21 protein-coding genes are annotated in these 23,589 nt (G+C 50.7%); 16 read left to right on the forward strand and 5 right to left on the reverse strand.

The window, feature by feature from the left end; translation table 11 throughout:
- Nucleotides 1–29 precede the first annotated feature (29 nt).
- From QU597_RS11940 to QU597_RS11960, 5 genes are all read left to right on the forward strand, one after another.
- Nucleotides 30–1,316 (forward strand): MFS transporter, encoded by a 1,287-nt coding sequence (locus QU597_RS11940; RefSeq protein WP_310832834.1) that lies wholly within the window; start codon nucleotides 30–32, stop codon nucleotides 1,314–1,316.
- Between the two features lie 313 nt (nucleotides 1,317–1,629).
- Nucleotides 1,630–2,226: a YkzI domain-containing protein gene (locus QU597_RS11945; RefSeq protein WP_310832835.1), complete on the forward strand. Its 597-nt coding sequence runs from the start codon at nucleotides 1,630–1,632 to the stop codon at nucleotides 2,224–2,226.
- Between the two features lie 55 nt (nucleotides 2,227–2,281).
- Nucleotides 2,282–2,512 (forward strand): hypothetical protein, encoded by a 231-nt coding sequence (locus tag QU597_RS11950; protein WP_310832836.1) that lies wholly within the window; start codon nucleotides 2,282–2,284, stop codon nucleotides 2,510–2,512.
- Nucleotides 2,488–3,900, forward strand: coding sequence for an NADP-dependent phosphogluconate dehydrogenase (gene gnd, locus QU597_RS11955; protein WP_310832837.1), 1,413 nt, complete (start codon nucleotides 2,488–2,490; stop codon nucleotides 3,898–3,900). Before QU597_RS11950 ends, gnd begins: the two co-directional genes overlap by 25 nt.
- Before the next feature lie 131 nt (nucleotides 3,901–4,031).
- Complete coding sequence (locus QU597_RS11960) at nucleotides 4,032–4,577, forward strand: shikimate kinase (RefSeq protein WP_310832838.1); 546 nt, start codon at nucleotides 4,032–4,034, stop codon at nucleotides 4,575–4,577.
- 23 nt (nucleotides 4,578–4,600) lie between these two features.
- Here the strand turns inward: QU597_RS11960 and QU597_RS11965 are convergent, their stop codons facing one another.
- Entirely contained in the window at nucleotides 4,601–4,909 is a 309-nt protein-coding gene (locus QU597_RS11965; RefSeq protein WP_310832839.1) for a rhodanese-like domain-containing protein, read from the reverse strand.
- A gap of 114 nt (nucleotides 4,910–5,023) precedes the next feature.
- Here QU597_RS11965 and aroA point away from each other — a divergent pair, with 114 nt between their 5' ends.
- The 3 genes from aroA to QU597_RS11980 all read left to right on the forward strand — a co-directional run bounded on the left by aroA (nucleotide 5,024) and on the right by QU597_RS11980 (nucleotide 7,994).
- Nucleotides 5,024–6,316, forward strand: coding sequence for a 3-phosphoshikimate 1-carboxyvinyltransferase (gene aroA / locus QU597_RS11970; protein ID WP_310832840.1), 1,293 nt, complete (start codon nucleotides 5,024–5,026; stop codon nucleotides 6,314–6,316).
- A 191-nt stretch (nucleotides 6,317–6,507) separates the two neighbouring features.
- The gene (locus QU597_RS11975; RefSeq protein WP_310832841.1) at nucleotides 6,508–6,942 is read left to right on the forward strand and encodes a CoA-binding protein; all 435 of its coding nucleotides are present in this window, start codon (nucleotides 6,508–6,510) and stop codon (nucleotides 6,940–6,942) included.
- A gap of 383 nt (nucleotides 6,943–7,325) precedes the next feature.
- Nucleotides 7,326–7,994, forward strand: coding sequence for a hypothetical protein (locus QU597_RS11980; protein WP_310832842.1), 669 nt, complete (start codon nucleotides 7,326–7,328; stop codon nucleotides 7,992–7,994).
- 347 nt (nucleotides 7,995–8,341) lie between these two features.
- On the opposite strand, the gene QU597_RS11985 is transcribed toward QU597_RS11980, so the two are convergent.
- Entirely contained in the window at nucleotides 8,342–8,725 is a 384-nt protein-coding gene (locus QU597_RS11985; protein WP_310832843.1) for a hypothetical protein, read from the reverse strand.
- On the opposite strand from QU597_RS11985, the gene QU597_RS11990 reads away from it, so the two are divergent.
- The 4 genes from QU597_RS11990 to QU597_RS12005 all read left to right on the forward strand — a co-directional run bounded on the left by QU597_RS11990 (nucleotide 8,685) and on the right by QU597_RS12005 (nucleotide 14,462).
- Nucleotides 8,685–10,571 (forward strand): glucose PTS transporter subunit IIA, encoded by a 1,887-nt coding sequence (locus QU597_RS11990; RefSeq protein WP_310832844.1) that lies wholly within the window; start codon nucleotides 8,685–8,687, stop codon nucleotides 10,569–10,571. The genes QU597_RS11985 and QU597_RS11990 overlap by 41 nt on opposite strands.
- Complete coding sequence (ptsP, locus tag QU597_RS11995; RefSeq protein ID WP_310832845.1) at nucleotides 10,568–12,325, forward strand: phosphoenolpyruvate--protein phosphotransferase; 1,758 nt, start codon at nucleotides 10,568–10,570, stop codon at nucleotides 12,323–12,325. Before QU597_RS11990 ends, ptsP begins: the two co-directional genes overlap by 4 nt.
- 192 nt (nucleotides 12,326–12,517) lie before the next feature.
- Nucleotides 12,518–13,051 (forward strand): sigma-70 family RNA polymerase sigma factor, encoded by a 534-nt coding sequence (locus QU597_RS12000; protein ID WP_310832846.1) that lies wholly within the window; start codon nucleotides 12,518–12,520, stop codon nucleotides 13,049–13,051.
- Nucleotides 13,041–14,462, forward strand: coding sequence for a hypothetical protein (locus QU597_RS12005; RefSeq protein ID WP_310832847.1), 1,422 nt, complete (start codon nucleotides 13,041–13,043; stop codon nucleotides 14,460–14,462). The genes QU597_RS12000 and QU597_RS12005 overlap by 11 nt, the downstream gene beginning before the upstream one ends.
- Before the next feature lie 85 nt (nucleotides 14,463–14,547).
- On the opposite strand, the gene QU597_RS12010 is transcribed toward QU597_RS12005, so the two are convergent.
- A complete protein-coding gene (locus QU597_RS12010) occupies nucleotides 14,548–15,072 on the reverse strand; it encodes a type 1 glutamine amidotransferase domain-containing protein (protein ID WP_310833290.1) in 525 nt (174 codons plus the stop codon).
- 175 nt (nucleotides 15,073–15,247) lie between these two features.
- Here QU597_RS12010 and QU597_RS12015 point away from each other — a divergent pair, with 175 nt between their 5' ends.
- The 3 genes from QU597_RS12015 (at nucleotide 15,248) to QU597_RS12025 (ending at nucleotide 17,901) form a co-directional block, all read left to right on the forward strand.
- Nucleotides 15,248–15,733 carry a hypothetical protein gene (locus tag QU597_RS12015; protein ID WP_310832848.1) on the forward strand — a complete coding sequence of 162 codons (486 nt, stop codon included), beginning with the start codon at nucleotides 15,248–15,250 and terminating at the stop codon, nucleotides 15,731–15,733.
- Nucleotides 15,734–16,095: 362 nt separating this feature from the next.
- Nucleotides 16,096–17,106: a catabolite control protein A gene (gene ccpA, locus QU597_RS12020; protein ID WP_206104454.1), complete on the forward strand. Its 1,011-nt coding sequence runs from the start codon at nucleotides 16,096–16,098 to the stop codon at nucleotides 17,104–17,106.
- Nucleotides 17,107–17,205: 99 nt separating this feature from the next.
- Nucleotides 17,206–17,901 carry a 5'-methylthioadenosine/adenosylhomocysteine nucleosidase gene (locus QU597_RS12025; protein ID WP_310832849.1) on the forward strand — a complete coding sequence of 232 codons (696 nt, stop codon included), beginning with the start codon at nucleotides 17,206–17,208 and terminating at the stop codon, nucleotides 17,899–17,901.
- 17 nt (nucleotides 17,902–17,918) lie between these two features.
- Here the strand turns inward: QU597_RS12025 and QU597_RS12030 are convergent, their stop codons facing one another.
- On the reverse strand, nucleotides 17,919–18,551 hold the full coding sequence (locus tag QU597_RS12030) for a GNAT family N-acetyltransferase (RefSeq protein ID WP_310832850.1): 633 nt from the start codon (nucleotides 18,549–18,551) through the stop codon (nucleotides 17,919–17,921).
- Nucleotides 18,552–18,711: 160 nt separating this feature from the next.
- Here QU597_RS12030 and acsA point away from each other — a divergent pair, with 160 nt between their 5' ends.
- Nucleotides 18,712–20,436: an acetate--CoA ligase gene (acsA, locus tag QU597_RS12035; RefSeq protein WP_310832851.1), complete on the forward strand. Its 1,725-nt coding sequence runs from the start codon at nucleotides 18,712–18,714 to the stop codon at nucleotides 20,434–20,436.
- Nucleotides 20,437–20,528: 92 nt separating this feature from the next.
- On the opposite strand, the gene QU597_RS12040 is transcribed toward acsA, so the two are convergent.
- The gene (locus QU597_RS12040) at nucleotides 20,529–23,558 is read right to left on the reverse strand and encodes a transglycosylase domain-containing protein (protein WP_310832852.1); all 3,030 of its coding nucleotides are present in this window, start codon (nucleotides 23,556–23,558) and stop codon (nucleotides 20,529–20,531) included.
- Nucleotides 23,559–23,589 lie beyond the last annotated feature (31 nt).

Raw genomic sequence — 23,589 nt, forward strand, 5'->3', positions numbered from 1 at the left:
CAATCACCATAATACTAGGATGTGATGTAATGTCTGGCAAAGTAGCACAACGTATGCATATCAATCTGGCTTCGCCGTTCATCATGGAGATGTGGGGAATTATCTTTCTGGTGGAATTTGTAAAAGGATCCCTGCTGGTCGCTTTGCTGCCGGTTTATATGGAGAACATTCTGGGTCTGTCAGTCACCGTTGTCGGTTTCGCTTTTGCCCTGCAGTATTTAGGTGATAATCTCTTCCGCAGCCCGTTCGGTTGGGTGATGGAGCGTATCGGGTACCGCTGGACCATGACCGGGGCTTTGGCGCTGATTCTGGTGGCTGTCGGTATGATTATATATGCTAAGGATGCCGTAACGTTGTCTGCAGCCTGTCTTATTCTGGGCATCGGTACTTCGCCCCTCTGGCCATGCACCATGACCGGCATCACCGAACTGGCAGGCTCCACCGAAAGCGGCAGCAGCGGGGCAGCGATGGGCGCGGTGGAGATGGCTTCGCTGGCCGGAACGGGTATCGGACCGATTGTTGTTAATTTCATGATGGATCATGGAGGACAGAGCTACCGGTTCGTATTTTTTGTACTCATGGGCTGTGCCGCAGCGGTGGCTGCGATTGCCCTGCTGCTGCCTTCGAGAATTGGCGGGCAGGTGCCTCATGTGGTACGCGATATGCATGGTGATGCTCCGGAAGCAGTGCGCAGACCGCTACAGCCCCTGCAGAGTCTGAAGCGTACGATGCATCAGGTAAGAACCTCGCTGAAGGTCAGCCGGCTGCTCTTCCCGGCTTTGTTCCTTCAGGCGTTTGCCATCGGGCTCATGACTCCTGTGGTGACCCTGTTTACACGCGCTGAGCTGCATGTGACCCCGAACCAGTTCAGTCTGCTCTTAATTGCAGGTGGAGGAATCACGGTACTGGCGCTTATTCCAGCAGGAAAGCTGGTAGACAGGATCGGAACAACACTCTTTTTGAATATCGGCTTCCTGCTGGCGGCCTGCTCGCTGGCATTCTTCTCCCAGGTGCGCTGGCTGCCGCTGGCCTTCGTGGCTGTGGCGCTTGTCGGAATCAGTTATGCGCTTATTCTGCCCGCCTGGAATGCTTTTATAGCTAAGCAGGTGCCAAAAGGTGAGCGGGGCACCGTATGGGGCTTGTTCCTGACCCTGCAGGGCTCCGGGATGGTAGCCGGGCCTGTGCTGTCTGGCAAGCTGTGGGATTCGGTCAGCCATAGTGCGCCTTTTCTGGCGAGTGCAGCGGTGATGGTATTGCTGTTCGGCCTTCATCTGCTGATCGTCCACCGGACCAGGCTGAAGCATAATCCAAGCTGAATACTGTCGGTCAGCCTCATTAACAAGCCGCAAGCCAGGGAACACTGTTGTTCCTGTACTTGCGGCTTTATTTTATCGTAAGGGGCTGAATTAATAGGGGCATAAGTAAAATGAGCGGACACCGTTTGGAAATGACAGGAAACGGGTAAAAATAGTCAATAAACCAAGTTACCGCTACATAATATGAAGTATAAAATAAGTGTAAGACGAATGCATAGCTATTGACAGGTAAAGTGGAGGTCCGGCAGTCAGTTTTACTCTATGTATACAGATCAGCTGTATTGTATTAACAAAGCTGTTAGGGGGGAGTGCCGTGAACAAAAATGATGAAGTGGAGTACTGTAATCTGGAGCTGCGCTTTGACAGACAGCATATTCAGGAGCTGATCAAGGATTTGATCAAAGAAGGCTATTCCCTTTACTGGAGTGAGAATGAAAGTGTTTTTTTGATTTCGGTGCGCACCGGACGCAAGCTGGTGAAGCTTCGCTTCCAGCAGATCAAGGATGGCTATAAGCTGGTAGGCGATTATATGATCCGTGATGCGCGCCTGTCCGAGTGGATGGAGAAGCTGATTGGCGATATGAGAGGACACGCGGTAGTGAAACGGTTCCGTGACCGCCAGATCATTATTGAGAATATTTTATTTGGTGAAGTGATCCGGCTGGTGGAGATTTCCGGCTATCAGCAGCGTGTGCTGTACCAGAAGGGCCCGCTGCTATCGGATCAGGAGCTGACGAAGCTATTCTACTCCGGCGAGGGGGAGGAACGGATCCAGCAGCGCAGAGTGGAAGTGGATGAGGAGCTGGACCGCATGAGCGAAGCGCTGCGAAGCAAGGACCCCGCGCTGGTAGAGGCTAGCAAGGCGAAACTGGCTAAACTGGCCCGTGAATTAAACATGCTTGAATGGTAAGGACAATCAGCATTGATACCAGGGTATCCCGCAGGCCGGGGTGCCCTGATTTTTGATGAGTGATGGTCAGGGGTTCACTTCTGGCGGCAAAAACGGTAAAATAGTCATTGTGAGCAATTTCCTGATTGAAAAGGATTTTGTCAATGAAATTGATCTCTCTTTCGCAGGCGGAACTTTGCTGTATCTGACAAAGGGTGGTATTCTTAATACTGCGAGAAATGGATTTCACAAAAATACAGGGTGCAAAGGGTGGAGGACCAGATGGCAAAACAACAAATCGGCGTGATTGGCTTGGCGGTAATGGGTAAAAACTTGGCTCTTAACATCGAGAGCAAAGGCTTTACCGTATCGGTATTTAACCGTTCCCCGGAGAAGACACATGATCTGATTGCCGAGGCAGAAGGCAAAAACTTGGTAGGTACTTTTTCTGTCGAAGAGTTTGTAGAATCACTTGAAGTACCGCGCAAAATTCTGATCATGGTACAAGCGGGTAAAGCTACTGACGCTACAATCGAGCAGCTTCTGCCGCATCTTGACCAGGGCGATATCATTATCGATGGCGGTAATGCTTACTTCCCTGATACTGTGCGCCGCAGCAAAGAGCTTGAAGAAAAAGGCTTCCGCTTCATCGGCACCGGTGTATCCGGCGGTGAAGAAGGCGCGCTTAAAGGACCTTCCATTATGCCTGGCGGTCAGGAAAGTGCCTATAAGCTGGTAGAACCGATTCTTACGGCAATTTCGGCCAAAGTGGACGGAGAGCCTTGCTGTACATATATTGGACCTGACGGTGCCGGACACTATGTGAAAATGGTGCATAACGGTATCGAGTACGGCGACATGCAGCTGATCTGTGAAGCGTATCAATTATTGAAGGATGTGCTTGGCCTGGATGCCAAAGAACTGCACAGCATCTTCAAAGAGTGGAACAGCGGGGAGCTGGACAGCTACCTGATCGAGATCACTACCGATATCTTCGCACAGTATGATAAAGAAACCGGCAAACCGATGGTAGACGTAATTCTGGATGCAGCGGGCCAAAAAGGAACAGGCAAATGGACAAGCCAAAGCTCGCTCGACCTTGGTGTGCCTCTGTCCATGATCACCGAATCTGTATTCTCCCGCTTCCTGTCTGCTATGAAGGATGAGCGTGTAGAAGCCAGCAAAGTGCTGAGCGGACCGGCAGTGGAGCCTTTCCAGGGTGACAAGGCAGAATTCATCGAGAACGTGCGCAAAGCACTGTTTGCCAGCAAAATCGTATCTTACGCTCAAGGCTTCGCCCAGCTGCGCGTAGCTTCCGACGAATACAACTGGGATCTGAAATACGGCAGTCTGGCTAAAATCTGGCGCGGCGGCTGCATTATCCGCTCCCGTTTCCTCCAGAACATCACCGACGCTTATGAAACCAATCCGGAGCTGAAGAACCTGCTGCTGGATCCGTTCTTCAAAGACATCATGAGCTCCTATCAGTCCGCTTGGCGTAAAGTGGTTGCCGCAGCGGTAACTCAAGGGGTACCTGTACCGGGCTTCTCCAGTGCACTTGCGTACTACGACAGCTACCGTACAGAGCGCCTGCCTGCGAACCTGCTTCAGGCACAGCGCGACTACTTCGGCGCCCACACCTTCAAACGTGTGGACAAGGAAGGCGTCTTCCACCACAACTGGCTGTCTGAATAGTAGTAAGGGATAAACCGCTAATACGGCCCGAACAGCTTCCCTTTCGCGGGAGGACGTTCGGGCCTTTTTTATTTGTGCAACCTTTTCACCCTGTGTTATGATATGACAAATGTCGCGGTTGGAGGGTAGTCATGACAGGGGATAGGGAGCAACAAAGTGATAACAGGGCGAAGCGGAACAAGAACATTATCCTGGTCGGGATGATGGCTACAGGCAAGTCAACGGTTGGCGCTATGCTGGCAGAGGAACTTGGCTACGAGCTGGTTGATTTAGATCATGTCATTATTGAGAATGAAGGCCGGAGTATCGCAGAGATTTTTGCGAGTGAGGGTGAGGCGTATTTCCGGAAGCTGGAATCGGCAGCATTGCTGCGGATGCTTGAGGGAGAGGGAAGAATAATTTCCACAGGCGGAGGAGCGGTGCTTGTCCCCGGTAACGCCGAGATTATGCTGGCCCATGGTCTTGTGGTGGCTCTTACAGCTACTGAGGAGGCAATTCTTGCAAGGGTTAGCGGAGATCAGAATCGTCCGCTGCTCGCCGGCAACGCGCAGGAAAGGGTCCGCACCATAATGGAGCAGCGCCGTGAGGCTTACCGTTTCGCGCATTGCACGGTCGATACATCGGAGCTGAGTGCGGCAGAAGTGTCGCAGCATATTTTAATGCATTACCGCGGTTGAGCTTTTAAGTGTGCTTGCACAGCTTATTCTTCTGCAGTTTCGTTCCATTCAATCATCCCGCCGCTGAGGTTGGCGGTAGTAAAGCCGAACTGCTGCAGATATTCACAGACACGCTGGCTGCGCGCGCCGGAGCGGCAGATGAAGACCACTTCAGCATCGGCCGGAAGCTCTGCGGTACGCTGCGGGATCTGGCCCATGGGAATGTGAACAGCGCCCGGAATCATACCGGTGGCCACTTCATCATCTTCACGGACATCTATCAGACACAGGTCCTCACCTGCCGTAAGACGCTGCCGCAGCACTTCGGGTGTAATTTGTGGAATCTCGTTCATGGTAAAGACCTCTTTTCTTTTTGAAGAATGATTTTATGATAACACAGCATTAGATTGCCATGTCAAACTCAGCACTACATATATACACTACATTTATTAAGGAGCGTTTGGATTATGGACGTTATTGTTAGGCCGACACCTACCCTGCAAGGAGAATTTGGAGCACTGTCTTCCAAAAACTACACAACACGCTACCTGCTGGTAGCCGCTCTGTCTGAAGGCGTGAGCACCATTTATCATCCTGCGCACAGTGAAGACAGTGATGCTATCCGCAGATGTATCGCCGATCTGGGAGCTGTGCTGACGGAAGACGACGAGAAAATCGTGATTCAGGGTTTCGGCCGGAATCCACGCGATGTAAAGGAATTGAATGTCGGTAATGCCGGAGCAGTACTGCGTTTTCTGATGGCTGTTGCCGCGCTGAGCCCTGAGGTAACCTTTGTAAATACATACCCGGATTCACTGGGTAAACGACCGCATGACGATCTGATTAAGGCACTGGGGCAGCTGGGTGTTGAAGTGGAGCATAACAACGGAAGGCTTCCGATTACGATTCGCGGTGGCAAGCCGGCCGGCGGGCGGATTACCGTCTCCGGAGCAGTCAGCTCTCAGTATCTCAGCGCACTGCTGTTCCTGACACCGCTTCTTGAGGAAGACAGCGAGATCATTGTTCTGGACGATCTGAAATCGAAGGTCGTTGTCGGCCAGACACTAGAGGTGCTGGAGCAGGCAGGCATCATTGTGCATGCCGCAGATGATTACATGTCCTTTAAAGTGCCGGGCCGCCAGGCTTATGCCGCCAAATCGTACACTGTACAAGGCGATTATCCGGGATCAGCGGCTGTGCTCGCGGCAGCGGCAGTCACGAAGTCGGATGTCAAGATCCACCGGCTGGCTGAACACAGCAAGCAGGGAGAGCGGGCAATTGTCGACGTGCTGCGTATGATGGAAGTACCGCTTACCCATGAGAACGGTACAGTACATGTTCAGGGCAACGGAATCCTGAAGGCTGTGGAATTCGATGGCGATGCAGCCACTGACGCTGTACTGGCTATGGTAGCAGCGGCGGTCTTTGCCGAAGGTACCTCTCGCTTCTATAATGTGGAGAATCTGCGATATAAGGAATGCGACCGCATTACGGAATATCTGGCTGAGCTGACCCGGGCCGGAGCCAAAGTCGAGGAGCGCCGCGACGAGATCATCGTCCATGGTATGCCGGAAGGCGTAGAAGGCGGCGTGACTATTAACGCGCATTACGATCACCGGGTCATTATGGCCTTGACGGTGGTGGGCCTTCGTGCCCGTCAGCCTCTGCTGATCAAGGACGCTCACCATGTCGCAAAATCGTATCCGCAATATTTTGACCATTTGCGCGAGCTTGGTGCGGATGTGGAATGGGTAAAATAGCAGTAGAGCGCGAAATAAGACTTGAATATCATAGGGGTCTGGAAGCGGAAGACCATCTTGGACCGTACACATCCGATTCCTTTGTGGGAGGCTTGCTTTGAGCTAAACCCAAGTCTAATATGAATGTGATCCATAATATTCACAGGAATCCCGGCCTAAGGCGGGGACAACTGAAAAGGGGGCAAATCACTATGAGTTTTGAGAACCCGAGCCGTGAGCAGATCGGTGACATCCTCGCCTCTGCTGGCAATATTGCTGTTGTAGGTCTTTCTGACAAATCGGACCGTACCTCGTACATGGTCGCTTATGCCATGCAGAGCCGGGGTTACCGGATCATTCCGGTTAATCCTACAGTGGACGGCGACATACTGGGCGAGAAATGCTACCATACACTGGCTGAGATACCGGAGCCGGTCGATATCGTCAATGTGTTCCGCCGCAGTGAATTCTGCGCTGAGGTTGCGCAGGAGGCGGCTGAAATCGGGGCGCGCGTGCTGTGGCTCCAGCAGGGCATTATCAGCCAAGAGGCGGCTGACATCGCCGCTGAGCACGGCATGATCGCAATCATGGACCGCTGCATCAAGGTCGAGGAAGCCGTTACGATGCACGGGCGCAGCCGCGCGTAACCACTCGGGCTTGGGGCGGAACGGGGAAGCCGTCCGGACACAAGCCTGAATGCGTGAATAGTGACTGGAATCCATAGACCAGAGACACTGTAACCCCGGAACCTCAGGAGCAACGGAAGCTCGGGTACCCAGAACCCCGGAATCCCGGGCAACGGCACTCCGGCACTCCGGAATCCCGGCACCCCCGGCACCCCGGCACCCCGGAACCCCGGAACCCGGGCAACCGGCACTCCGGCACCCGAGAGAGAGTTCTTGGGTCCAGTTAGTTTATTATGGAAAATCCCTGGCCGGATTGCTATACTGGCATTAGACGAAGAACGTCCATACCCGTAAGATTACTTACGTGCTGTGGGCGTTTTTTTTTTTGCCGGGAGGGGTACCATATGGAGTTTGATGAAGGCCACAGTTTGTGGATCAGCCGCCATTCAGAAGAAAGAAACGGTGAACGTAAGGGAAGATTAAGGAGAGGTCATCATTTTGCGGAGAAGTTGTTCGTACAGAACGTGTGGTGGCTTCTGTTTGAGTCGCTCGACCATTTGCATCCCGAATATGAGGTGTATGACTGGAACCGCAAATCACAATTTCTGGACTTTGCTTATCTGCCGCAGAATGGTGCGCGCTTTGGGATTGAATGCGATGGGTATCAGAGCCACGTTAAAGACATGGACCGGGAGAAATTCAGCTATGCGCTGAATCGGGATGCTTTTCTAACCGCAATGGGCTGGAGGATGCTCCATTTCTCGTTTGATGATGTCCAGCAGCTTCCGGAAGTGTGCAGAATGCTGCTCCAGCTTGCACTTGCACCTTATTTTGCCAGAAAAGAAAATGCAGCCAACCTGCTTTCCGAAGAAAAGGAAGTGTTGAGGTTAGCCTGGCAAATTGGCAAACCGCTTCGCCCAAAGGATGTTACCAACTACTTTCAGATTAATTTCCGGACAGCCCGGAGGCTGCTGGATAATTTAAGTGGAAAAGGGCTGCTAAAGCCAATTGCGGGTGGCCGAGGGGTTCGATATTATGAGCTAAAGCCAATGCAACCTGATCAAATTTGGTGAACAAGAGTGCTTGGGGTGAAAATTCGCAAAAGCCTAGAATGATATTCACTGGTTGTACTCACAAAAGGAGGCTCTCCGTTAAATCTGATGTATTTGGTGCAGTAGATTAAACGTAAAACATCCTCTGAATGGATTCTATTGCACTTTGTACAGCAGAATTATCCGATTTCCTTCTATTTGGTCTATATATGCGAAATCTGATGTATGAAGTGCAATAGATCGCAAAAATGAATACGAAATCAGCCAATCTATTGCACGAAATACAGCAGAATCTAATATTGGCCCGGAAAGCGTGTGTCTCTGGTAAGTGACTAACACAAGAAGTTTGTTTAATCGATTTTATGTATCTATTTACAATATTGTAGTTGTAAAAATACACTTACCAGCACCAGCACCAGCACCAGCACCAGCACCAGCACCAGCACCATTCTGTTTTTACTATAATCAGTTGGTGAAACAATAATCCGATGATCTCTCTTAACCACCTGAAAATACAGTGTGTGCAAGAACCGCCATCTGCCGATTCCCTTGCCGATTCCCTGCTGCAGGAGCAGCTTTTTCTGTGCTGCGTAATTTCGAATTCCCTTCCCATCCCACCTGGAAGCGTGGTATTCTAAGTGTTGCGTATTCTTTTGACAAAAACTGCTGTAGCGCTTACCATTCATTATAGAACGAAAGGAGAGGGTCACCTTGAATTGGCTCGGATCTTTGCAGCAGTTGGGCAGAGCCATTATGCTTCCTACCATGGTGCTTCCGGCTGCGGCCATTCTGCTGAGTCTGGGCAGCTTACCGTGGTCTGCATGGGGACTTTCTTCGGTATCCGAAGTGACTACATACGCGGGGCAGGGGATATTTTATTTCATGCCTTATTTGTTTGCTGTCGGTGTAGCCTGGGGGCTGTCCAATCAGGCCGGACCGGCCGGGCTTGCAGCGCTTGCGGGAATGTTCACATATGACCGGATTGTTACCAATATGGGCAACGGGGCTGTTCAGCCTGCAACACTCATCGGAATTATCCTCGGGATTGTCGCCGGCGTGGCGCATAACCGGTTCAAAAATATCAAGCTGCCAGAGGCGATTCAGTTTTTTGGCGGTTCACGTTTCGTACTGTTGTTCATGGGACTGTTCTCCGCCTTGTTTGCCTGGGTAATGCTCGGTGTTTCGCCGCTCTTGCAGGATGTGCTGGATATTTTATTCCGGGATATACAGGCCGCCGGCGGATTTGGGGTCTTTGTATATGGGGTTTTGTATAGGGTCCTTACAGCCTTTGGGCTGCATCATATCCTGAACAATGTATTCTGGTTCCAGCTGGGTACCTTTACCACTCCTGACGGCAGTGCGGTCGTGCAGGGGGATTTGCCGCGTTTTTTTGCGGGTGATCCAACAGCAGGCGTCTTTATGGCCGGTTTGTTCCCGATCATGATGTTCGCACTGCCGGCGATTGCACTGGCTATTATTCAGGAAGCACGAGAAGACTTGAAGCCGAAGATTAAGAAGACTTTTCTGCGGGCAGCCCTCGTCTGCTTTTTGACAGGGGTTTCGGAGCAGATTGAGTTCGCCTTCCTCTTTGCTTCCCCTTATTTATTCGGTCTGCATGTGGTCATGTCGGGTCTAGCTATGGTGCTGACCTATGCGCTGGGCATTCATCACGGGTTCTCGTATTCGGCGGGAGCGATTGATTTCATCCTCAATATGCATCTCTCACAGCGTGCCTGGCTGCTGATTCCGATCGGCATCGGCTACGGCATTGTATACTATAATGTGTTCCGCTGGGCGATCCGCCGCTTCCAGATTCCGACACCGGGGCGTGAGGAAGGTTCGGAGCTGGGAGATTGGGCAGGTAACATTCCATATCAGGCACCGCTGATTCTGGAAGCTCTGGGCGGCAAAGAAAATATTGTCCAAGTGCAGGCCTGCATCACACGGCTAAGATTAACGGTACACAATGACCGATATATAGACACAGCGGCACTGAAAGGCCTTGGCTCTGCAGGTATTATCAAGCTGGGCGGCGGTAACGTACAGGTGGTGTTCGGGACTTACTCCGAGCTGATCCGCGAGGAGATCGATAAGCTGATGCTGCGTGACCTTCCGCAGGTGTTGTTCTGTTCACCGATTCAGGGCCGGATGATGCCGATTGAAGAGGTGCCGGATCATATTTTTGCAGCTAAGCTGGTTGGAGACGGAGTTGCCTTTTTCCCGGAAAAAGGAGAGCTGGTTTCGCCTGTCTTCGGCAAGGTAATGCACGTGTACCCCACAATGCACGCAGTAGGCATTTCAACGCCTGAGGGGCTGGAGGTGCTTATGCATATAGGGATCGATACTTCGCAGCTTAAAGGGCCGTTTGAGGCGCTTGTACAGGAAGGTGACAGTGTGGAGCCGGGACAGCTGCTGGTCAGATTTGACCTGGCCTTTTTGCAGGAGCATGCAGCTTCACTTGCCACACCAATGGTCATTACCAACCCTGACCGTGTAAAATCCTGGAGCTATGCTCCATTCAAAAACGTGAAAAAGGGGCAATCGTCTGTAATGTCCGTGGTACTACATGAGAGTAATGTTGGAGGGATCGAAGCATGATACAGGGCATAGGCGCTGCAGCAGGTGTAGCCATCGGGAAGGCCTTTGTCTTGCCGAACTGGGAATGGAGCCTGCCGGATACGCAAGTGAATCCCGTGGATCTGGCCAAGGAGTTTGAACGGTTATATGAAGGCATCCGTACCTCTAAAGATGAAATAGAATTTATTAAAAAAGAATTCCGGGAGGTCGTAGGTCCGGAAGAATCGAGTATCTTCGACGCTCATCTGGCTATCCTGGATGATCCGGTATTCATGAGTGAAATCCGCGGTATTATTGAACGTCAATATAAAGCGGCTGAGGTAGCTGTTAAGGAAGCAATCGATCACTTTGTTGCGATGTTCGATCTGCTCGACGATGAGTACATGAAGGAGCGGGCCGTTGATATTAAGGATGTCGGAAACCGCCTGCTGAAGCATCTGCTGGGAGCGCCAGAGGTGACGCTGCCGTCAGATACACAGCCGTATATTCTGGTGGCAAAAGAGCTTTCGCCCTCCCAGCTGGCTCACTTGAATCCGGTTTATGTGCTCGGCATTGTTACGATGATGGGCGGCAAAACCTCCCATTCCTCGATTATGGCCCGGGCGCTGGGCATTCCGCTGGTTGCGGGCCTGGAGAACAAGCTGACGAACCCGATCCAGACCGGAGATATGCTGGTGATGGATGGTGAGACCGGGACGGTGCAGATTCATCCGGATGAATCCACGGTACAAGCCTACGCCGCAAGACGCGATAAGCAGCAGAAGAAAAAAGAACAGCTCGAGCTGCTCGCGACGGTGGAAGCCGTCACCAAAGATGGTGCGTCTCTGCATCTCGCCGGCAATATCAGCTCAGTCAAGGAGCTGGATATGGCGCTGAAGTATGGAGCCGAAGGCGTAGGGCTGTTCCGTACAGAGTTTTTGTATATGGACCGCCACTCGTTCCCGACGGAAGAAGAACAATTTGAAGTCTATAAGCTGGTTGCTGAGAAGGTGGGCAGCAACAGCGTAGTGATACGTACCCTGGATATCGGGGGGGACAAGCATCTGGATTATTTCCAGCTGCCGGAAGAGCAGAACCCGTTCCTTGGCTACCGCGCAATTCGCATCAGTCTGGACCGTAAGGATATGTTCAAAACGCAGCTGACTGCGATTTTGCGGGCAAGCCATTATGGAAATGTCAAACTGATGTTCCCGATGATTTCTTCGGTAGAAGAAGTTCAGGCGGCCAAAGCCATACTGAATGAAGTGAAGGACGAGCTGGATAAGCAGGGAATTCCCTATAACCGTAAAATACCCGTCGGCATCATGATTGAGGTTCCGGCTGCTGTTATGATTGCGGAGCTGCTGGCGGAGGAAGTTGACTTTTTCAGCATTGGCACGAACGATCTGGTGCAATATGTACTGGCGGTTGACCGGATGAATGAGCAGATTGCCCATATGTACCACCCGTATCATCCGGCCGTACTGCGCATGATCCGGATGACTGTGCAGGCTGCACGGGATGTTGGCATCGACGTTAGCGTATGCGGCGAGATGGCTGCTGATGAGCGCTCGCTTCCGCTCTGGCTGGAGCTGGGCATCCGCACTCTCAGTATGTCACCGCAGGCGTTGCTGCGGGTGAAGCACCGCACACTTAATACATTAGCCGCTGAAGCTAAAGAGACAGCCAAGGCTTGTTTCCGTCACCGGACAAGTCTGCAGACGGAAGAGCTGCTAAGCGCATTCGCCGTACGAAGCGGAGCTGCTGCCGAAGCATCGAAAGAGAAGACCTTGTAATGATCAGGCAGCCAAAGTATATTCGATGAAATGAAGGTCCGGCGGATACGCCGGGCTTTTTGCGTTACTGCTCCAAGAATGCCGTTAGCAAAAAAAGTAAAACCGTTTTCGCCTTAAGGGAGTCAGTATAGATAGAAGTACATAAGGGGCGCTTTTTGAGGCTGTTATTAAGGGAGGGAGAGAAAACGGAGCATGGAAAACCTGATGGAAGGCGAACGGATTAAGTATGGTGAAGAAAGCGGCCAGGCTTTTATCGGACTCGTCTCGGCGCAGAAAAGAATACTTTACGGAATCGCATACAGCTACTTCCGGAGTGAAGCGGATTCGCTCGAAATGCTGCAGGAAGCTACGTACCGGGCTTGGATGAAACGTAAAAGTCTCAAAGATCCGGAACGGTTTGCACCCTGGATCACGCGAATACTGATCAACTGCTGCAAGGATGAGTTGAAGCGTAGAAAGCGGCTGGCTTCCGTAAAACCTGTCCATAACGGCAGTGATGGAGTGATGGAAATGACCAGTGACCGCAAGCTGGACATGGAGCAGGCGCTTGACAGCGTGAAAATGAAATACCGCCAGGTGCTGGTGCTGAAATATTACCGTGATATGACCCTGACAGAGATTGCGGAAGTGCTCGGCAAGCCCGAAGGGACGGTAAAGACCTGGCTGAATAAAGGGTTAAAGCAGCTGCGTGACAAAATGAAAGGGGGGCTTACCAATGGCCGGTAATGAGGAAAGGCTGCTGAAGGATTATTTTGAGGGATTATCCAGGCAGGTGGAGGATGTGTCGGAAATCAAATTACAGGCGGCAATACGCAGCGGGATGTCAGAACCTGTTCGTTACCGTATTTCTGCAGTCAAAAAGCGGGTTGCAATAAGTATTGCGGTAGTCATAGCGGCTGCTCTGCTATTCACATTCCCTAGGTTCGCTCAGCAGGTGAGGCCTCACAGTGCCCAGACTCCGCCGGAAATGGTCCAGAGAACAGGGGAGTTCGACGAATACCGTGTAGCGGCAGGCATTAATCCTGCTGGATACGATAACACTACCGTATTTTCGGCGATCGAAGCAGGTTTGATACAGCGCGTCAGCGGTGCTACAGCCCGGCAGAATGGATTTGTGCTGACGGTAGACGGAATTGCTGCAGACCGTATGGGGATTATTATCTTGTACTCCCTGCAGAATAATACAAAACAGAGAGCCCGCGTGAATTTTCTGCAGCTAACAGGAACTGGAGATAAGCCGGTGAACAATCTGCCTGGATCGGGCTGGAATGCCAAAGATGTGCCGACCGGCACTACGCGCGGATATGAAGTATTGCAGTGGGGTGAGGAGTTCAGATCGCTACCGGACCAGATTACGTTCGACGTAAAGCTTGGGGAGTATAAGCTTGCGGATTTCGGAGATACGCTGGCGCAGCTGTCAGTGCCAATCCTGCTGGATAAGGAGCAGATGGCCAAAACAGGAGAAGTTAGGAATATAGACCAAACTCTAACTATAGCGGGACAGGATATACAGATTGAGGATGTTTACCTTTCAACCACAGGTGTTTATTTGGATTATGTCTACGAACCGCAGAACACCAAGCAAATCTTTTCATTGCTTAATCCGCAGCTTTTAATGGGCAATAGTGGTGATTTTACGAATCTGGCTTTGCTTCGCACACTGGAAGTTGAAGGGAGTAATCGTTTGGTATTTGCGAACGATAGCCGTTACAGCCAGCCGCTTAAGCTGCAGATCGGCGGAATTCTGGCGCTGGATAAGGATGCAACGGAACTGATTATTGATACGGAGAAGCAGGAAATTATTAAGGCACCCGACAATCATTTGAAAATGTCACTTTACAGCACTGAAAAGGGTTCTACAATGATTCTGGAATATTTCAGGGCGTCAGCAAAGCAGAGATTATACAATACCCTGATGATTGACAGTGAGTTTACGGATGCAGATGGTAAGATTCATTCAGCCAATCAGTTTGATATCAGCATTCCACAGCACCAGGTGTCGGAGGAGAAAAAGTTAATCCCACTGCTGCATTATCTGGGTCTCGGTAGCAATAAATATTCCCAGCCTCTGACGTTCACCATAACAGGCTATCCTAATCCGATACAGGAGGCACTATCTGTCCCTATCCGCGAATAGCAGCCATAAAGCACAAACAGCCCTGCACCTCAGCAAGCAGTAGAGGCAGGGCTGTTTATCCTTGTTGAAGATATTTAATTACGGCCTATTCCCCGGCCAGCGCATCACAGAACGCCTTACCGTAAGGCGGGAGATCCGGCGGACGACGTGCAGAAATAATATGTCCATCCGTCACTACAGGTTCATCCTTCCAGATAGCCCCGGCATTCTCCATGTCATCACGGATGCCAGGGGTAGATGTGACGGTAACGCCATTCAGAATCTTGGCCGATATCAATACCCAGCCGGCGTGGCAAATTTGGCCGATCGGCTTCTTAGCTGTGTTAAAATCCTGCACCAGCTTCAGTACGGCACTGTAACGGCGGATTTTATCCGGTGCCCAGCCACCAGGCACTAGAATTCCATCATAATCGTCCGCATTCAGCTCATCCCAGGAATATTCGGCTGTAGCGGGTACGCCGTATTTACCGGTATAAGTTTTGCCTTTCTCAAGGCCTGCCAGATGAACCTCGGCGCCTTCCTCCCTCACACGGTACACGGGATACCAGAGCTCCAAATCTTCAAACTCCTCATCGACAAGCGCGATAACCTTTTTACCGGATAGTCTCATGATCATTGCAGCTCCCTTCACGTCATCATATCCTGTTTATTCTATCAAATTTGAAATATGAAGTCATCTTTGAACATGTAAACCTTTGCTTTATTACCAAATAAATCATTTTATGCAAATGAGAAGGGATTTAAGGCGAAGAGGGCGAATATAGCAATTGAAAAGGCGGACTCACGTGTTTTTCAATATTGAGCCTGAGGTGTGGGAGATGTTAAAAGATAATCTGGTTAAAAAGTCATGCGGCTGCGGCGGAATCATGACCCTACATATGCATACGCTGATTTACAGCGCAAAGATCAAAATCACTCATGTTCCGGTCTATACATGCGGCGTCTGCGCCCGCTATGAACCCTTACCCTTCATTAAAAAGGAACTGGGCAAGCTGATTGGAGAATTAGGAGAGACTCCACCCAGACGCCATCTTTCCTTCGCAGACCGGAATGAATGGGCGAGTGTACTTAAGGATGCTTTTACTTCCGGCATATTTCCCGGTGGAATGACTGAGCTTGAAGAAACCATTTATAAGTCGATTCAGGGACGGATCGATGTCCTTTTGGACGTATACCGGCTGTCGGCGGAGCTTGGTGACCATCAATGGATGGAAGAAACTGGTTCCAGACTGTCACAATTGACACTTCAATCGGCAGAAAGTGCGAAATGAAATGTTTTTTCTGCAAAATCAATGAAAATTTTTCACGAATGTTGGATTTTTCACGGACTTTTTGATACGATAGAAGCAGGTTCAGATTATCGCTGATTCCGGCAGAACCCCTAGCTGATGTCTCCAGCATTTTTCGTTAAATTATAGCAAAGGGAATCAACGCCGCACCGATAGCCTACTGGAAATCAGTGGAGGGCTTTATTGAGGGAATTGGAGATAGAACCGCGCCAGGATAAGCTTTTTGCTCCTTTGAAAGAATTTTGAAAGGAAAATGAAGCGTTATCATTGCACAATTGTACAAAGTGTCGTATCATAATTTTAATTAGTCGAACGATAAAATTTATCGCAATGGAGAGAGTAATTTGACGGTAACCATTTACGATGTAGCTCGCGAAGCAGGCGTATCTATGGCAACGGTATCACGGGTTGTGAATAATAACCCTAACGTGAAGCCGCAGACCCGGAAGAAAGTATTTGAAGCAATTGAACGTTTGGGCTATCGTCCAAATGCTGTGGCGAGAGGTCTCGCCAGCAAGAAAACGACAACCGTAGGGGTTGTCATTCCTGATATCTCCAACTCGATTTTTGCAGAAATTGCACGCGGGATTGAAGATATTGCCAATATGTATCATTACAATATTATTTTGTGTAATGCCGATAAACGCAAAGAGAAGGAAATTCGTGTAATTAACACACTTCTGGAGAAACAAGTGGACGGGCTGCTCTTCATGGGCGGAACGGTAACTGAGGAACATATCCAGGCTTTCCAGACCTCTGCAGTTCCGATCGTGCTTTGCGCAACGCGTGACGAGAAGGGGACTTACCCGTCGGTTGATATCGACCATGAGAATGCGGCTTTTGATGCTGTGAACACGCTAATCCGCCACGGACACCGTGAGATTGCGATGATCAGCGGAACGCTGCAGGATCCTGCAAACGGCTATGCCCGGTTCCAAGGCTACAAGAAAGCACTTGAAGCGGCAGGAATCGAGTATCAGGAAGACCTGGTGCGTATCGGTAACTATCGTTACGAATCCGGTGTCGAAGCGATGAAGTATTTCCTTGGCCTCAAGAAGAAGCCGACAGCTGTTTTCGCCGCAACGGATGAAATGGCTATTGGCGCAATTCACAGTATTCAGGATGAAGGTCTTAAAGTTCCGGATGATTTCTCAATCATCAGTGTAGACAACATCCGTATGGCTTCGATGGTTCGTCCGCTGTTGACTACGGTAGCACAACCTATGTACGACTTGGGTGCGGTAGCGATGCGGCTTTTAACGAAGCTGATGAAGAAGGAGACGGTTGAGAATCCACGGGTTATTCTGCCGCATGAGACCATTCTCCGTTTGTCTGTCAATCATGTAAACAAATAAGATTATAGGTTCGTAGAAAGCTCCTTCGGGGGCTTTTTATGTTGAAGAAGTGAAAGTTCAGCCTCCCGCTTGGTGGAGGAATTTACGGAGGGGTACATATTGAGTGAATTAATCGGTTTAATTGGCGCGATGGATGAGGAGATTGAACTGCTGCTGAAGAGTATGGAGAACAGGCAGACCACCGTTAAAGCCGGTATCAAATATTATTCGGGAGCCATCTTCGGCAAACCTGCTGTTCTCTGCAAGTCGGGAGTAGGCAAAGTAAATGCAGCGGTGACTACGCAAATTCTTCTCGATACCTTTGGTGTATCCAAGGTGTTGTTTACCGGTGTGGCGGGGGCTGTTCATCCTGGCCTTAATATTGGAGATATCGTAATCTCCTCCCATTGTATCCAGCATGATATGGATGTAACAGCCCTAGGTTATCCCAAAGGGGTAATCCCTTATCAGGAGGTATCAACCTTCACTGCAGATGAGGCTTTAGTCAAATTGGCAGAGCAGGCTTGCTCTGAGCTGAAGCAGCATGCCATCACCGGAATTGTGCTGTCCGGCGATCAATTTATTGCAAGCAGTACTGTGGTTGCTAATCTGCGAGAACAGCTGAACGGCGCTTGTGCCGAGATGGAAGGGGCGGCTGTTGCACAGGTCTGCACCATGAATGCTGCACCATTTGTTATTATCCGTTCCATGTCAGATAAGGCTGACGGCTCGGCTCATGTGAATTATCAGGAGTTCACGGTATTAGCCTCCCGGCGGTCCCATGCCATTCTTGAATATATGCTAAAAGCATTATAACGGTACTCACCCGCTATTTAGTACATAAAACGCTGCCTGAAGCGCACTCTGTCGAAGGTCTCTTGAGAAGACATCGGCACTTCATTTCCAATCCGGACCATCAGGCAGTTGGCCGGATGCGAGCAGATTTCCGGATCATCGGTGGCATACCAGACCATATCAACAGTTTTCATGAGGTTTTCCATCATTTTCCGGTATGCCCATACATCCAGTCCGCTGCCCTTCAGGTCCCAATGCCAATAGTATTCTGTAGTGTAAACAATACAATTCTCCAGCTGCTCCCGCTCAAACGCTGTGGCAATCAGCAGTTTGCCAAGCCCGCCTCCCCTATAAGCGTCTGCTACCTCTATAGCTCCCAATTCAATCAGGTCAGGCATGCCTCCCTGTGACCACAGCTCCAGCTCATCCGGATAATGAAAGGTTACATAGCCTATCAGCATGTTATCTGTAACTGCGGTAATAACCCTGCCCTCGGGTAGACCCGAAATTTCAATCAGTGCCTCCAGCTGTTCATGCGGCTTACGGAAGGCATCCAGATCGTTATGGATGTCCAGGCTTTGTAAATCTACAGGGGACATAGGACCGCTAATTATAATTTCTTTGTTGTGATATACGTATACATGTGAGACGGGGATCTTGCGGTGCTCCATGAATGGGCTCCTCTCGAACAACTAATTTATGGAATGTAACCGTTTCCTATGTTATACTGATTCCGACATAAATATTTCACATTTAGTACATTGACAGTTTTCATGAACTGAGAATCTCGCCCTTAAAGCTTAATTCAATCTAGTAGGGGAGGCAAGAGTAATGGGGCAAGTCCATAGTGAAATTTTACCGGGCCGTGTACAAAATGCGAACATGACAGATTATACCCGGGCAGTCAGCGAATTCCGGTGGGAGGATGTAGAGAAGGAGTTCTCCTGGTTTCATACGGGCAAAGTGAATATGGCCCATGAAGCCATAGACCGCCATGTAGAAGAAGGGCGTGGTGCGGCAACAGCACTTATCTACAGCGATTCTGCCAGAGAGGAAAGGTACACTTTCAGTGATCTGCAGGAACGCTCCAATCGCTTTGGGAATGTTCTGCGTAAATACGGTATAGGCAAAGGCGACCGGGTATTTATCTTTATGCCGCGGAGCCCGGAGCTGTACTTTAGTCTCCTTGGCGTCCTAAAGGTTGGTGCGGTGGTCGGACCGCTGTTTGAAGCTTTTATGGAAACGGCCGTGAAGGACCGGCTGGAGGACAGCGGAGCGGTGGCATTGGTTACTACACCGGAGCTGCTGAAGCGGGTCAGGCATGAGGAGCTTCCAGAACTGCGGCATATTATTGTTGTCGGGGCGAAGGCAGAGCCGGAACACGGTATTCTAAGCTACGAAGAGGAGACAGCCGCTGCTGCGGCCGAACTGGAGCCGGAATGGCTAACCTTGGAAGATGGACTTATTATGCACTATACCTCGGGCTCAACCGGGAAACCTAAAGGGGTCTACCATGTGCAGAGGGCGATGATTCAGCATTATTATACAGGCAAGATCGTACTCGATTTACGTCCCGATGATGTGTATTGGTGCACCGCAGACCCGGGGTGGGTTACAGGAACCTCTTATGGGATTTTTGCACCTTGGCTGAATGGGGTGGCCAACGTAGTCCGGGGCGGGCGCTTCAGCCCGCAGGACTGGTATAAGACGATTGAACGTTTCGCGGTTACGGTATGGTACAGTGCGCCTACAGCATTCCGGATGCTGATGGGAGCAGGTCTCAGCAGCCTGCAGGGGATTGATCTGAGCAGTTTACGTCATGTGTTATCTGTCGGGGAGCCGCTTAATCCAGAGGTTGTCCGCTGGGGGGATAAGATTTATAACCAGCGCATTCATGATACATGGTGGATGACCGAAACAGGCGCGCAGCTGATCTGCAATTACCCGGGAATGGACATTAAGCCAGGCTCCATGGGACGTCCGCTGCCAGGTATTGAAGCGGCGATTCTGGATGACCGGGGCAACGTGCTACCCCCCTATTCGATGGGGAACCTGGCTATACGGACACCTTGGCCTTCTATGATGGGTACCATCTGGAATAACAAAGCTAAATACGACGAATATTTCCGCATTCCCGGCTGGTATATCTCTGGGGACTCGGCTTATATGGACGATGAGGGGTATTTCTGGTTTCAGGGGCGGATCGATGATGTTATCAATTCCTCCGGTGAACGGATTGGCCCCTTCGAAGTCGAAAGCAAGCTGATAGAGCATCCGGCAGTGGCGGAGGCGGGAGTCATCGGCAAACCGGATGTGCTGAGGGGAGAGATCATCAAAGCATTCATCTCTTTGCGGGAGGGCTACCTGCCCTCACTGGAGCTTAAGGATGAGATCGCTGCCTTTGTCAAAGCGGGGTTATCCGCGCATGCGGCCCCCCGGGAGATTGAATTCAAGGATAAGCTGCCGAAAACCCGCTCGGGCAAAATCATGCGCCGGGTGTTAAAGGCCTGGGAGCTTCATCTTCCGGCTGGAGACCTGTCGACAATCGAGGATTAGGCGTGCTTAAGCAGTATACGCAAAAAACACCGATTCCCGCACTTTCGTGAGGAATCGGTGTTTTTGCGTTTTGAAAGGCCGGCCTGGAGCGGTTACTTTGTTTTCCCGGCACCCTTACCACCGGGAGCAGCATTATTGCTTCCGCCGGCAGCATCGTTACCTCCGCCGGCAGCGTTATTGCCTCCGCCGGCAGCGTTATTGCCTCCACCGGCAGAGTCGTTACCCCCGCCGGCAGCGTTGCTGCTACCGCCAGCGGCGTTATTCCCACTGCCAGTTGGTACATCCGAGCTGCCTGGATCCACAATAATCATCCCGGGATCTTCGGTTCCTTCAGGTACCGCGCCTCCGTCAGGAGTCGGATCAGTTCCCGGCAGCGCTTCTGGTGTCGGCGTTACCTCCGGTGTCGGAGCAGCACCGCCTGCTACGCTGCCTGATGCTGTCTCATGGCCGGCTACATCTACAGCGGTCACGTAGAAGGTTGCATTTACGGTCTCTGGTGTGCCGGGCGAGAAGACGGTATTTTCACCGGCGGAAATGACCGCCTGCTTCTTGAAGGTACCTCCGTTTAAGGAGCGGTACAACCGGTAGCCTACAACGTCGGATGAGCTGCTTGGGGTAAAGGTTACAACGGCTTTACCGGAGCTGTAGGAGACATTAACTCCGCCTGGAGCCGCGGGTGCGTTTCCGTCATCAACACGCGGGTCTACTTCCGTTGGGAAGTCGGTCTTGGCATCCTCCGGCATATAGTATTCCAGCGGTTCATGCTCCTTCATAGCCGGGAAAGCAGCCAGTAGTTCTTTGACCAGATCCTGAATCGGCTTCTCACGCTTGACGACGATTTTCTCCTTCAGGAAATCCTCCGGTGTGCCTTCCAAAGGCAGATAGTTTACGCCGCCATATGTTATATATTTGGCTTTGGAGATACCGTCATCGCTATCTTTAGGCACATATTTGGTATTGAACAGGTCTGTTGTGAATTTGTCGGTCAGATCCGTAGGAAGCTTGCCGCTGTAAGCGGAGACTGTCTTTTTGACGATACCCTCAGGCTTAGTGAACGCTTTGGTTACGAACAAATCAGGCTGTTTCTCGATCACCTTGTTCATTACCTTAGTCCAGAGCGTCTGTGCCTGCCGTTTTTGGGCATCACCCTGGAGGGTGTTGATCTGCTCTTTATAGCCTACCCACATACCCAGTGTAACATCTGGTGTGTAGCCCATAAACCACACATCTCCATAGTTCTGTGTAGATCCGGTCTTCCCGACAATCGGCACTTCTTTGAAATGCTTATAATTGCTTCTTACCGTGCTTGCTGTACCTTCGGTAATAACCGTACGCAGCATGTCGGTCATAAGATAAGCCGTCTGTTCGGAGAATACCTGCTCCGGATTCACTTTATGCTGATACACAATTTTACCTTGCGAATCTACGATCTTCTCGATCATATAGGCGTCGTTAAAAGCGCCTTTGTTACCGATGGAAGAGTAGGCATTCGTTAATTCTTCTACGGACACCCCGTAACGCAGCCCCCCGATAACCCCGGTTTGCGCATTATAGTCATCGTCCTGAATGGTGGTGATCCCCAGTTTCTTAGTGAAAGCCCAGGAGGCTTCGATCCCTACCTTGTCATTAAACAGTTTAAGGGCAGGAAGGTTCAAGGATTTGTTGAGCGCATAGCGTGCTGTAACGAGCCCCTGATAGCGGTTATTGGCATTCTTCGGAATATGGAATCCCTTGGTGCCGTCCTTCAAAATAATCGGCGCATCGTCCAAGATACTGGCAGGCTGAATTAATCCGGCGTCAAGCGCAGGCAGGTATGCGGCAATTGGCTTCATGGTGGAACCCGGTTGACGAACCATCTGCGTGGCGTAGTTCATCTGCTCGATATTGAAGTCACGGCCCTCGATCATCCCGAGAATGGCCCCGGTTTTGTTATCGATCATCATGCCCGCAGTCTGTTCTTTGCCTCTTGATTTACTATCCTTGGTAAAGTTGTCGCTGTCTTCAGAAATGCTGTGCATCGCGCTGTACACTTTTTTGTCAATAGTGGTGTATACACGGTAACCGCCGGTCATAAGCTGCTGGCGTGCTTCCTCGAGTAGTACGGTGTCATCTGTAGAAGCGGCGGGATCTGCTGCGTCAGTCTTCTCTTCATTCATGGAGAGCAGGATCTCTGCAGCCTTGCGTTCCGTTTCCAGCATCAGATAAGGATATGTAGCGTACGCTTTCTTCGTGTGCGGAGCCAGGGATGCCTTGATGTCGAACAGCAACGCTTCATCATATTGTGAGGTGGTGATTTTGTTCTCTTCGAGCATCCGGCGCAGGACCAGCTTCTGGCGGTCCATGGCACGGCCAAAGGCAGTTTCGTTGAATTCGCCTACTCCGTTAAAAGCGGAATACTTGGAAGGAAGCTGCGGAAGCCCGGCTAAGTATGCGGCTTGGGCAATATTCAGCTTGTCGAGATCATCGAGCCCAAAGATCCCCTTGGCTGCAGCTTTGATGCCGTATACATTATAACCGTTTGATCCGTTCCCAAAGGGAACCTTGTTAAGATAAGCTGTAATAATTTCCTGTTTGGACAAAAAACGCTCCAGCCGCAGAGACAGCAGGATTTCTTTTACTTTGCGGTCTTCTGTGCGGTCCAGATTCAAAAATACACGTCTTGCCAGCTGCTGGGTGAGTGTACTGCCTCCGGTCTGAACGGATTCATTAAGCAGCTTCTGTTTGACGGCACGCAGAGTGCCGCTGAAATCGACTCCTTTGTGGTCATAGAAATTATTGTCCTCTATAGCGAGAACGGCATCGATCACTAGCTGTGGAATATCATTAAACTCAATAAGCCTGCGGTCTTCTTCAGTGCGAAGCTGACCGATAGGCTGGCCGTCACGGAAATAAGCAAAGCCGGTGATGGCGTTCTGGCTGACTTGCTGCTGAATCAATTCTTCGGAGCGCACAGGGTCATCTTTTACTATGGAAGTGACATAGCCTGCCACGGCACCGCCTGCAAACAGAATGCCCAGGATGCCGAGTATAAACATCCACTTTACGACTGAACCGAACCTGCGGAGCCAGGATCTTCGCGCGGGACGCTGTTTTGCGGTCTTCTTCTTGTTCTCCTCAACCATCGACGATAATCCTCCTTTTAACGGAACTATT

This window comes from Paenibacillus pedocola (assembly GCF_031599675.1).
Classification (GTDB): Bacteria; Bacillota; Bacilli; order Paenibacillales; family Paenibacillaceae; genus Paenibacillus_AQ; species Paenibacillus_AQ pedocola.